The sequence below is a fragment of the Paenilisteria rustica genome, from assembly GCF_013820765.1.
GTDB classification, from domain to species: Bacteria; Bacillota; Bacilli; order Lactobacillales; family Listeriaceae; genus Listeria_A; species Listeria_A rustica.
In genome coordinates this window covers 89775-101548 of record NZ_JABJVM010000004.1, presented here as the reverse complement: position 1 = coordinate 101548, position 11774 = coordinate 89775, and the positions used below count along the sequence as shown (strand labels likewise).

General features: G+C 40.5%; 13 protein-coding genes. 10 read left to right on the top strand and 3 right to left on the bottom strand.

The window, feature by feature from the left end; all coding sequences use genetic code 11:
• The first annotated feature begins 96 nt into the window (after positions 1–96).
• Positions 97–921, top strand: coding sequence for an aminoglycoside 6-adenylyltransferase (locus tag HPK16_RS05520; protein WP_181676008.1), 825 nt, complete (start codon positions 97–99; stop codon positions 919–921).
• 2 nt (positions 922–923) lie between these two features.
• Entirely contained in the window at positions 924–1988 is a 1065-nt protein-coding gene (locus HPK16_RS05515) for a DNA glycosylase AlkZ-like family protein (RefSeq protein WP_181676007.1), read from the top strand.
• A gap of 213 nt (positions 1989–2201) precedes the next feature.
• On the opposite strand, the gene HPK16_RS05510 is transcribed toward HPK16_RS05515, so the two are convergent.
• Positions 2202–2393 (bottom strand): YdiK family protein, encoded by a 192-nt coding sequence (locus HPK16_RS05510; protein ID WP_343064799.1) that lies wholly within the window; start codon positions 2391–2393, stop codon positions 2202–2204.
• The gene (locus HPK16_RS05505) at positions 2390–3079 is read right to left on the bottom strand and encodes a CPBP family intramembrane glutamic endopeptidase (RefSeq protein ID WP_220132260.1); all 690 of its coding nucleotides are present in this window, start codon (positions 3077–3079) and stop codon (positions 2390–2392) included. Before HPK16_RS05505 ends, HPK16_RS05510 begins: the two co-directional genes overlap by 4 nt.
• Before the next feature lie 242 nt (positions 3080–3321).
• Here HPK16_RS05505 and groES point away from each other — a divergent pair, with 242 nt between their 5' ends.
• The 4 genes from groES (at position 3322) to HPK16_RS05485 (ending at position 7949) form a co-directional block, all read left to right on the top strand.
• Positions 3322–3606 carry a co-chaperone GroES gene (gene groES, locus HPK16_RS05500; RefSeq protein ID WP_181676006.1) on the top strand — a complete coding sequence of 95 codons (285 nt, stop codon included), beginning with the start codon at positions 3322–3324 and terminating at the stop codon, positions 3604–3606.
• A gap of 155 nt (positions 3607–3761) precedes the next feature.
• Positions 3762–5390, top strand: a complete 1629-nt coding sequence (groL, locus tag HPK16_RS05495; protein ID WP_181676005.1) for a chaperonin GroEL — start codon at positions 3762–3764, stop codon at positions 5388–5390.
• A 388-nt stretch (positions 5391–5778) separates the two neighbouring features.
• The gene (locus HPK16_RS05490; protein WP_181676004.1) at positions 5779–7014 is read left to right on the top strand and encodes a Fic family protein; all 1236 of its coding nucleotides are present in this window, start codon (positions 5779–5781) and stop codon (positions 7012–7014) included.
• A 215-nt stretch (positions 7015–7229) separates the two neighbouring features.
• Complete coding sequence (locus HPK16_RS05485) at positions 7230–7949, top strand: SDR family NAD(P)-dependent oxidoreductase (RefSeq protein WP_181676003.1); 720 nt, start codon at positions 7230–7232, stop codon at positions 7947–7949.
• Positions 7950–8013: 64 nt separating this feature from the next.
• Here HPK16_RS05485 and HPK16_RS05480 read toward each other — a convergent pair whose 3' ends face one another.
• Positions 8014–8721 (bottom strand): SGNH/GDSL hydrolase family protein, encoded by a 708-nt coding sequence (locus HPK16_RS05480; protein WP_181676002.1) that lies wholly within the window; start codon positions 8719–8721, stop codon positions 8014–8016.
• Positions 8722–8945: 224 nt separating this feature from the next.
• On the opposite strand from HPK16_RS05480, the gene HPK16_RS05475 reads away from it, so the two are divergent.
• The 4 genes from HPK16_RS05475 to HPK16_RS05460 all read left to right on the top strand — a co-directional run bounded on the left by HPK16_RS05475 (position 8946) and on the right by HPK16_RS05460 (position 11421).
• Complete coding sequence (locus tag HPK16_RS05475; RefSeq protein WP_181676001.1) at positions 8946–9092, top strand: hypothetical protein; 147 nt, start codon at positions 8946–8948, stop codon at positions 9090–9092.
• 32 nt (positions 9093–9124) lie between these two features.
• Positions 9125–9775: a uracil-DNA glycosylase gene (locus tag HPK16_RS05470; RefSeq protein ID WP_181676000.1), complete on the top strand. Its 651-nt coding sequence runs from the start codon at positions 9125–9127 to the stop codon at positions 9773–9775.
• 110 nt (positions 9776–9885) lie between these two features.
• Positions 9886–10395, top strand: a complete 510-nt coding sequence (locus HPK16_RS05465; RefSeq protein WP_181675999.1) for a GyrI-like domain-containing protein — start codon at positions 9886–9888, stop codon at positions 10393–10395.
• A gap of 213 nt (positions 10396–10608) precedes the next feature.
• Positions 10609–11421 carry a formate/nitrite transporter family protein gene (locus tag HPK16_RS05460; protein WP_181675998.1) on the top strand — a complete coding sequence of 271 codons (813 nt, stop codon included), beginning with the start codon at positions 10609–10611 and terminating at the stop codon, positions 11419–11421.
• Positions 11422–11774: the final 353 nt, after the last annotated feature.

The following is an 11774-nucleotide window of genomic DNA, read 5'->3' as shown; positions in this document are numbered from 1 at the left end:
TTGTAAAAATATACAATATCTAATCTCAAGATAAAAATCATCGACTTACAAAAGATTTTCTATCATAATAGAGGTAATGAGAAGGGGGCTGACTTCATGAATTTGAAAAGAACAGAAATAGTAGAAAAAATTATCCTATGGGGCGAGCAACAGGAGCAGGTTTGTGCACTCGTTTTAGAAGGCTCACTTGCAAAACAGCAAGGCGTGGATCAACTGTCAGACTTAGACATCAACGTCTGGTTCACAGGAGACGTGTCATTCGGGAAAACGGTAGACTGGCTCGCAGAAATCGGCGACGTGCTCATTGAAAATCAGCTACATATGGATTCCCCAGCAGGGGAAGTGGCAACTCAACTCGTGCTCTTCCAAAACGGCGTCAAAGTCGATTTTTCCTTCTGGCCAATTGCTTACTTAGAAAAGCCATTCCCGTACTATGAAAAAATGGAAATTTTGCTGGATAAAGACAGGCATACAGAACAAATCAACTTGTGCCTATGCGAAAAGAAGTATATCTCGATGAAAAAATCATATTTCGATCACATCGTAAACGAATTCTGGTTCGAGTTACATTACGTAGCTAAGTTCTTAAAACGTGAAGAAATCTGGTTTGTGCAGAGCATCCAAGCAGGAATACGCGATAATTACCTGTTACCATTCCTAGAAGAGCAAGCGCGCATCCATGAACGGGATGTCTTCTTTTCAGGCCGCAAAATTGAAAGTTGGATGGAACCGAGTAATCTTAAGCGTTTCCCATCAATTTTTCCAGATTACTCATTAGCGGCAAACTGGCAAGCCATGTGGGCAGAAATCGCCTTATTTGAAGAAGTATCACATTTTATCAGCCAACATTACCAATTTGAACTGCCAACAGCTAAAATAGAAGGAATGAAGCGCTTATTAAGAGACATACAGGAGGGATGACATTGTTCACAAAAGCAGAAATAACGCAAATAAGACTTAGCAAACTTGGAATGAATAAACCATTCACAGAGCCAACAACATTCATGAACCAAGCAATCGCCCTACAATCACAAAATCATCAACCAGCACTCGTGAACTTTTTGCAACATGTAGACATGAGTTGGCGTGACGCAGAACAATTCTTTGAAGATAACCAAGTCATTAAAATTTGGGCAAACCGATTGACACTCCATACTTTTTTAGTAGAGGATTGGGAAATGGTGTTCCGCGTTTTTGGAACACGGGCGAATATTGTACACCGACTTTGTAAAAAAGAAGGCATTGATTTAGAGTCGATTTTGGGGGAAATAGACAAGATTGGAAGAAATCAAGAAGTGGTGAGTCGTAAGGAACTAGAGGCGATTATTGGCGATTATTCCGCGCAAATCAGATCCGCAATCATTGCACAATCAGCGATACAAGGCATTTTATATCTTCTGCCATCAAGCGATACAATCAGAAATTACAGCCACCGCATGCGATTAGGCAATTATAAAACGTGGACGAGTAATCCTGAGCAAGATATCGAGGCAATGATGACGCTGATACGCCGCTATTTAGCAGGATATGGTCCCGCGACTTGGGATGATTTCAGACATTGGAGTGGTTTGAACATCGGTGAAATAAAACCAGCGATAGCAAGGCTGGTAGCAGAAATCGACACATTCACGCTAGAAGGCCAAACCTATCATGCGCTAAAAGGCGAACAAACCGTACCAGCGTCCGAAAAAGTATTTTTATCAGGAAAATTCGACCAATCCGTGATCGCCTATAAAGATCCAACATGGATAATGACAGAAGCACAGCGAAAATCAGCCTGGACAGTCAATGGCCACTGCTCCGCGATTATCATAGCAGGAAACCGCGCCATCGGACTATGGAAATACGAATGGAAAAAAGAAAACCTACAATTCACGATTTCCTACTTTGAAGAGTCATGTTTTGAGACTGAAATCAAGCAAGAACTAGAACGCTTTGCATCACGACTAGAGAAACAAGCCGCTGAAATTCAATATGAAGGTATGTAAAAAGAGTAAGCCTAAGCCTACTCTCAGTGTGTCGACAACCGCCCATTTTCGTCGTTAAAAGTTCCGTTCCGATGCTCACGTACTCTAGTACGCTCCGCTTCCGTACTCACTTTTGCCTAGAAACTAGGCATTTGTCGACACGCTGAGGTTTGGAGAAACGGCTAGGTTTTGCGTGAGATTTAGTTTTTCTACAGTCTGAGAGTAAGCCTAAGCCTACTCTTTCCTTTTCGCCAAACCAATCGCTACAAACTTAATCCCAGTCACGAAATTAACAGTAGCCATCGCAATCATTAAATACGTCATAATCGACCAACCGCTTGTATTCACTTGGCTAATCGCGAAATAAGTAAAGACAATGGCGAGTATTAAATAAATGAGTCCCTGCATAGCTAAAGGATTTTTCACAATAAGCTACCTCCTACAATGAACTGCATAGCCATCGCCAATACGTTCATCAACATATGCGCCGCTATTGGCACCGCGATTCGTTTGGTTTTCGTATAAATGTAACACAGAATGAGCCCAATCACGACATAAACGAGTAGGAACGTCATATCCATGTGCATCAATCCGAAGAAAACAGAGCTAATCACAGCCGCAACGTGAATATTCATCCGTGACGCCAAGCCCCCGAAAATGATTTTCCGAAAAACGATTTCTTCCAAAATTGGCGCCAAAATCGAAGTGAAGACAATCATCAATGGCACCGCACGGGCAAGTTCACCGAGCATTTCGGTATTCGGAGAGAGTCCACTTATGCCGAATAATCCCATGATAAAAACGGATAGCGATTGGCCGAAAAGTAGTGCCACGAAACCAAGCAACGCATAAGCGACACTTTTTCCGATTGAGGCAGGTTCTCCTTTTTCAATTTTCGTCGTTCGTGGTTGTTTTCGAAGTAGCATCCAAATAATAATTACGGCCACTAAATTACTGAAAACACTCCAATAAACCGAGGCATACGTGACGACTTGCTTATCCGATAAATCAGTTGCCGCACGCAAAATCCCCATCAAAATCGGAGCTCCAATAAGCGAAGAAAAGTAAGCAGCGAAGTATGTAAGTAGCACATACCAATAACGTCTATTCAAAAATAACACGACCTTTCAATACATAAGCAGTACAAATGTCTGCCATTTATCTCATTTCCCTATTGTACTAATTATTAGAGTAACAAGCAACAACGGGGATGCGCAGTAAAGAAATGCGTCTCCTTTTTTAGGTGCAAATACTTGCATTTTCCGCTCATTTTTTATAATATAAGAAGTGGGTTAGCACTCTAATGTTAAGAGTGCTAAAAATCATAAACATAGACTTGAGGAGGTTGTTTTAATTGTTAAAACCATTAGGAGATCGCGTTATTATCGAAGTTTTGGAAGCAGAAGAGAAAACGGCAAGTGGTATCGTACTACCAGATTCGGCGCAAGAAAAGCCACAAGAAGGTAAAGTCGTAGCAGTCGGAAGCGGCCGCGTATTAGATAACGGCGATGCAGTAGCACTAGAAGTCGCAGAACAAGATCACATTATTTTCTCCAAATACTCAGGCACAGAAGTCACGTATGACGGGAAAGATTACTTGATCGTGAGAGAATCGGATATATTGGCAGTAATTAAATAAGGAAGCAGAAAGAGCCTGTTTATGTTGATGAACTTTCAAACCGTCGTTTGGTTTGATTTAGTGAATCAATAGGCAGTGGAGCAACGCGAGACTGACAACCATAGAGCCACAACAAAGCTGAAATAAGGAAGATTAACTAAGGAGGAAACACAAAAATGGCAAAAGATATTAAATTTAGTGAAGACGCACGTCGCGCAATGCTTCGTGGTGTTGATCAATTAGCAAATGCTGTAAAAGTAACGCTAGGACCAAAAGGACGTAATGTTGTACTTGAAAAGAAATTCGGTTCACCGCTAATCACGAATGATGGCGTAACAATCGCGAAAGAAATTGAACTGGAAGATCCTTTTGAAAATATGGGTGCAAAATTAGTATCCGAAGTTGCGAGCAAAACAAACGACGTTGCCGGTGATGGAACAACAACGGCGACAGTTTTGGCACAAGCAATGATTCAAGAAGGCCTAAAAAACGTAACAGCTGGCGCGAACCCAGTTGGTATTCGTCGCGGAATCGAGAAAGCAGTAGCAACAGCGATTACAGAGCTAAAAGCCATTTCTAAACCAATCGAAGGTAAGGAATCAATCGCTCAAGTTGCCGCTATCTCATCAGGAGACGAAGAAGTTGGTACACTGATCGCCGAAGCAATGGAGCGTGTTGGAAACGACGGCGTTATCACAATTGAAGAATCGAAAGGTTTTGCAACAGAATTGGATGTCGTTGAAGGTATGCAATTCGACCGTGGCTACTCAAGCCCCTATATGGTTACAGATCCGGATAAAATGGAAGCCGTTTTGGAAAATCCATATATCTTAATCACGGACAAAAAAATCAACAACACGCAAGAAATCCTGCCAATTTTAGAGCAAGTGGTTCAGCAAAATCGCCCACTTCTTATTATCGCAGAAGACGTAGAAGGCGAAGCGCAACAAACGCTCGTTTTAAACAAATTACGTGGTACATTCAATGTTGTTGCAGTGAAAGCACCAGGATTCGGCGATCGTCGTAAAGCAATGTTGGAAGATATCAGCATCCTGACTGGCGGCCAAGTAATCACCGAAGAACTAGGCCTAGAGCTAAAAACAACAACAATGGAACAACTTGGTAACGCGGCTAAAGTAATGGTTACAAAAGAAGCAACAACAATCGTAGAAGGCGCTGGAAACAGCTCGCAAATCTCGACTCGTGTGAACCAATTACGCGCTCAAATGGAAGAAACGACTTCCGAGTTTGATAAAGAGAAATTACAAGAACGCTTGGCTAAATTAGCAGGTGGTGTTGCGGTCGTTAAAGTCGGCGCAGCAACAGAAACCGAACTACAAGAACGTAAACTACGCATTGAAGACGCGCTAAACTCCACACGTGCAGCCGTTGAAGAAGGTATCGTATCCGGCGGTGGTACAGCCCTTGTCAACGTATACAACAAAGTGGCAGCCATCGAAGCAACTGGCGACGAAGCAACTGGTGTGAAAATCGTTCTTCGTTCATTAGAAGAGCCAGTTCGCCAAATCGCGCATAACGCAGGCTTAGAAGGCTCCGTTATCGTAGAACGCTTGAAAAATGAAAAAATCGGCGTAGGCTTTAACGCAGCGAACGGCGAATGGGTAAACATGATCGAAGCCGGCATTGTCGATCCAACAAAAGTAACCCGCTCCGCATTACAAAACGCATCATCCGTTGCCGCACTTCTTCTTACAACAGAAGCAGTCGTTGCAGACCGTCCAGACGAAAATGCTGGCGGCGGCGTTCCTGATATGGGAATGGGCGGTATGGGCGGAATGATGTAAAGCTTCACTTGCAATTAGCTTTATACTAACGTTTAAATGAGGTGACGGTGGTAAAATTAATTGTTTTGCCCACTAAAAATACAAAAAATTATGGAAGGAAGCTTTTAGCCAAATTATTTATCTTGGCAGAAGCTTCTTTCTTCATATTGCTGGTTATATGAAACTATATGCTTGCATCGTTTCGAATGTGACGCGTCAGAAGCTGTGCGGTATATTCTTCTTCGATTCTACATAGCTTGCGTCATCTAGTTTGTCTAAGCTTATTTTCATTTATACGGCATTCAACCTCAATATAAATCGCCTTTTTACATAAAAAGTCGTTTTATAATGGAGTTGAATTTGCTATAATAAACCTTATGGAGTATTATGTGAATAAGAGGTGAGATATATGGATAAATACTACCCTTTAGATAAAATTCATTATATGAATAATTATAAAGAGCATCAGAAAGAGTATAATAATAGATTTTATAGCTATGCTACTTATAAGACCAACTTGTATATAAGACCTATTGAGAACGGGACTTTTTCTGATACAACAGAGGAGCTATTCATAGTAAATATTCCTGAGCTTAGTGCTTTGAATGAAGCTGTTTTAATGAACAGTAAAAAAATAGAGTTGCTATTAAAGGATATGCCCAAGGTTTCAGTCCAACATTTTATGACTAATTTGTTAATTAATGAATTGCAGAGTACGAATGAAATTGAGGGGATTAGGAGTAGTAAGCAAGAGATTGCTGAGGTTTTAGAAAGCGTGCAGAAAAAGGGAGATGCAAGTAAAGAGAAGAGGTTTCTAGGATTAGCTAAATTATATGCTTATTTAGAGGAATCAGATAACATCAAAAACGTGGAGGACTTTAGGCGAATATATGATGTCTTGGTATCTGATGAAATTAAGCCTTGTGACGTGCTTGATGGAGAATTGTTTAGGAAAGGTCCTGTTTATATAAAAGGTGGAAGTAAAACATACCACGTTGGAGTAGTGCCAGAGGTTAAAATTGTTTCAGGTTTAGCGAGGATGATTTCTTTTTTAGAAAGTTCTGTTCCAGATCTCTATAAATACGCGGTAGTTCATTACTATTTTGAATACATTCATCCATTTTATGATGGTAATGGCAGAACGGGACGATATATTATGTGTTCTTACCTTGCTAAAAAATTAGACTATTTTAGTTCTATAACTTTTTCATATATGGTGAATAGAAATAGGAATCAGTATTACAAATCTTTCGAGAATACTTCTAAATCGCTTAATAAAGGTGAGGTGACTTTTTTTTGTATAGACACATTGACTATATTGAAAAATGGGCAAGAAAAAATAATTGCGAACTTAGAGGAAAAAAAGGAGCTTCTCCATACTATCAGTAAAAATTTAAATACATTGATAAAAAATGATGATGAAAGAAATGTATTATTTATCTTAGCTCAAGCATGGCTATTTGAACATAAAAAATATTGTATTAGCGTAGCAGAATTGACTGAGTTATTTAGTTTTGGTAGAAAAAGAATGGATACAATTTTATGGAAGTATAGTAAATTAGGATATCTAGAGAAAATCAAGAGTAGACCAACCATATTTACGTTGGAAGATTCGTTTGCTCAAACATTAAAAGCCAGACAGTGAGGTAGATTAAATTTGGGGGTTTGGTTATGTGGGAAAAGTACTGATGGAAGATGTTAAAAAGGTAGTTATGAGTAATATAAAATGGTTAGGTATACCTTAGATTTGTCGACTAGTGTAAAAAATAGAAGTAGATGTCAAACGCATATTAAAAGAAAAAGCAGTATGGATTGATATTTTTTAATCCAGAGTGTAACGAAAGAGGAGGAGAATATACGATGATAAAAAAAGTTTTTATTACCGGAGCAAACAAAGGAATTGGGAAAGAAATCGCGCGTCAAATGGGAAAGAACGGTTGGACTATTTTGGCCGGTGCGCGCGATGAAAGCCGAGGACTCGCAGCTGTTGACGAGCTTAAATCAGAAGGCATCGACGCGATTTATGTAAACATTGATTTGCAAAATCCAGAAACAATTTCAAGCGCAGTCAACACCATTAAATCACAGCATCCAGACCTTACAATGCTGATTAATAACGTGGCGATTCCGGGTGATATGAGAAAACCTGGTTACGAGTTCACTTTAGACGAACTAAGAGAAGTCATGGAAACTAATGTTTTCGGGACATTCGATCTTACGCAGCAATTGTTGCCGACCCTTGAAGTTAATAGCGGGCGTATCCTAAATATCTCGATACCGATTGGCATGTCGGATTTCTTCAACCCGTTTGCCTATAAAATGAGCAAGGCGTCGCTGAACGCAATAACGCAAAGCTTAGCACAGAATTTTACGCAGGCAGAAAAACCGCTGGAAATTTTCGCGATTATGCCAGGTGGAACAACAACGGATTTGAATGGCAACATGACAGGTGATTTCATGAAAACGGCTCCTGAGGCTGGAAAGTTGATTGCTGACATTATTTTTGATGGGAAGAATCACAACAGCGAAATCATTAATTTTAATGGTAAAATGGCTGATTACAATCAAGGTTTGTTTTAAACGCTTTTTTATAAGGAAGCCCCAGACAAGAACATAGTAGCTTGTTTCGGGGCTTCTCTGTCTTTTACAATCCTTTAAAAAATACTTCCATTGTATCCGCAAGATGTCGATGGCCCTTATTATTCAAATGAATGCCGTCGCCAACGCTATAGCCATTCACGTCTGGTTTTGAAAGGTCAAACGAATCTAAATCGTAAAGATTCAAATGCTTGATATTGTAACGGTGACAGACCTCGATGGCTGCGTTGATATATGCATAATCTGGAATGCCTAACTTATTTTCTGGTGGGAAAAAGGCTTGTTTATACATGGATATGAACGCGATTTTTTGGCCGGGATATTTCTTAGTTAGGCCTTTTAAAAGAACATCGAGCGCACCGTAATATGTCTTATTTGTCGTATCACTGGCCATACCGAGTGGCTGCCCTTTGCCGTAGTCATTAATACCCGCAAAAACAGTGATTAGGTTTGCGGTACTGTCCATGGTTGTATAGCGTTCACTTATCGGTGCGAAAAGATTGCCAACTGTCGAGCCATTCATCCCGTAGTTGTTGACCTGCTTGATGTGCAGGTCTTCTTGGATGTAGTTGAAATAACGCTTGGTTGCTAACGTGTTGTTTTCCGTTGTCAAGCTATCTCCCATGACATTCCAAGTGACCATTGTCCAATCGGTTACTTCTGCTGCGTTTGCTTTATTCAGACTCATAGATAAAGCTGTTAATAGTAAAAGAAAGGCTATTACTGCTTTCCCCCATGTTTTCCTGTGTTGCATCTGTATCTCTCCCTCAAATGGTTAGTTATCCTAGTAGCTAAAAATGCTCACTAAAACTATTTTAATTTACCATGAAAAAAGATGTTTGGTAATATTGAACTACTAATAGGTATAAAGGTTTAAAAGTTTACAATTTTTCTGCTAATTTATAGAAAATCTGGCTTCTGTTCAAGAAAAAAGCTATACTATAAAAATAGAGAGAGGCACAGGAGATGTGGTTTATCATGTTACTTATTGTGGTCGTATGCGCGCTTTTGTTTTTCCTGCCTAATTTAACGGATCGTAAATGGAAAAAATCAGATAATCAGGAGCAAACGGACGCTGAGATTAAAGATTGGATTCATCGAAATAATCAAGGCCCGCATATGTGATGTGGGTATACATACAGAAATGAGGCGTTTTTATGCAAAATGATTGGCAAGTACTTTTAAAAGAAGAGCAGGAAAAGGCGTATTTCAAGGATTTAATGCATTTTGTGGAGGAGGAATACGCAACAACGACGATTTATCCGCCGCGCGAGGCAATTTATCATGCGCTGGATTTGACGAGTTATGTGGATACAAAAGTAGTTATTTTGGGGCAAGATCCTTATCACGGTCCGAATCAGGCGCACGGGTTGAGTTTTTCTGTGGCGTCTAGTGAGGCGAAATTTCCACCGTCTGTACGCAATATGTTTAAGGAGCTCGAGGCGGATTTGGGTGTGTCACGGACGGATATTAACTTGACGGATTGGGCAGAACAAGGCGTGTTGCTTCTGAACACGGTGCTCACGGTACAAGCTGGAAAAGCCGCATCTCACCGAAAAAAAGGTTGGGAGCAGTTCACGGATGCGATTATCCGATTGCTGAACGAAAAAGAAGAGCAGGTTATTTTTGTACTCTGGGGGGCAGATGCGAAGAAAAAGCAGGTTTTGATTACGAATCGGCAACATAAAGTGATTACAGCGGTCCATCCGAGCCCTTTATCCGCTTACAATGGCTTTTTCGGGAGCAAGCCGTATAGCCAAATCAATGCTTATTTGCAAGCTGTGGGGAAAGCGCCAATTTCTTGGTAAACGTGGGATTGTCATTTTCTTCATACGTATTATGAGATTATTTTTGCGATTTGTGGTATGATTTACGTGATTAGAAGAAGCAATGAAATCCCATGAAGGAGTTGATTAAAATGGCTTTATCAGCTGCACGTTTTGAAGAACATGAAGGATTTACTGCGCTTGCTTTTGTTTGGAAGGGCACTTTTGAAGAAGCGTTTCACGGTGAGGTGCATAAAACAATCAAGAGAATAGAAAGCTGGGCGGAGTCTCAAGAGAGTCTGAAGCACGATAAGACGTTGCTCGGGATGTCTGTGCATAATTTAGAAGATGGTTTCACGTATTATTCAGCTGTGAAGGCCAACTGGAAACCTGAAAATATCCCGGATGACATGGAGTGGATTGAGATTCCAGCACATACGTATTTTGTGTGCGATCATGTTGCGGGTACGGATATAAATGAAACTTACAAAGAAGTCGCAGAACGCATTGCAGCACGCGATTATCGACCATATATTACGGTGGAATATCCCGTTTTTGACGAATTACCATTCAAAATTGAGGTGTATAGTAGCGCTATTGATGTACCACGAAACGAACAGGGATTTCATATTATGATTCCAATCGTGAAGCATTTAGGCTAAGGCACATGGATCAAATAAACAGCTTTTGGTGAAGTTGTTTATTTGGTCTTGCATATAATAAAAGTAAGCGATTGCAATTACCTGATTTACCGCGAGATGTTGAAAAAAAGGAAATGTCAGGCGTTATATTGTGATATTATTAACATATTTTCGCAATGGTAAACTAGGATCATATATAGATAAAACATACATGAGCAGAAAGAGGGGATTTTTGTGGCTGCATATTTCACACCACAAGAGACAGTAGACGAAACAATTAAAAAGGGGGTAGCAAAGGCTGGTTCTTCCACGCTGACACTCATTATTTTAGGATTTCTTGGGGGCGCTTTTATTTCACTTGGATATTTGCTTTATATTCGCGCAGTTGGGACAATGCCGCATGAGTGGGGGAGCTTTGCTACATTTATCGGGGCGAGTCTGTTCCCAGTTGGTCTTGTTTGTATTTTACTGGGAGGCGGCGAATTGATCACAGGAAACATGATGGTCGTTGCGCTCGCTTGGTTTGATCGCAAAATTTCGGTTGGCCAGTTATTACGCAATTGGGCGATTGTGACGATTATGAATTTCGTCGGAGCACTCGCGATTGCCTTCTTCTTCGGGCATTTTGTTGGACTCACAGAAGGCGATTTTCTAGCAAAAACAATTGCCACGGCTGGTGCGAAGATTAAGGATCCATTCTGGGTCGCCTTTGTGTCAGGCATTGGCTGTAACTGGTTCGTGAGCATTGCGGTTTGGCTTTGTTACGCAGCGAAAGACTTCACCGGCAAAATTTTAGGAATTTGGTTCCCCGTTATGGCATTCGTTGCGATTGGTTTTCAGCACGTTGTTGCAAATATGTTCATCATTCCAGCAGCAATTTTTGCAGGAAGCTACTCATGGAGCCAATTCATCAGCAATGTAATCCCCGTTTATTTAGGCAACGTAGTCGGAGGCGCCATATTTGTTTCCCTATTTTACTACCTAGCCTATAAAAAAGCCGCACCAAAAGAAAAAGAATTCGAAGCAAAAATTCCAGTAGAAGACTAAAGCTTGTAGGTTCATGAAAGTACCACCGAACCCCAGCGAGCCGACAAACATAGATCTTCGTCGTTAAGTCTGTGCGCTGGGGTTGATTTTTTTCAAGAAATGCGTTAATATAAAGTCAATAAATGCAAAGGGGTGTCTTTTGAGCCGATGAAAATGTAATCCTATTTTTTAAGAGAATTCGAATAAGCGTTGAATGGAACGGATTGTGGTCTGTTTTATTAGCGAACGAAATTTTCTAGAATGGGATTGCTGTGCTCAAAATGACGCAGAGCGAATAAAGACAGGTTTGTGTGTTGGCAAAATGGCTGACAGGCTTGTTTTCTGACTTCCTATTCTAGATAAATAGGAGGTTT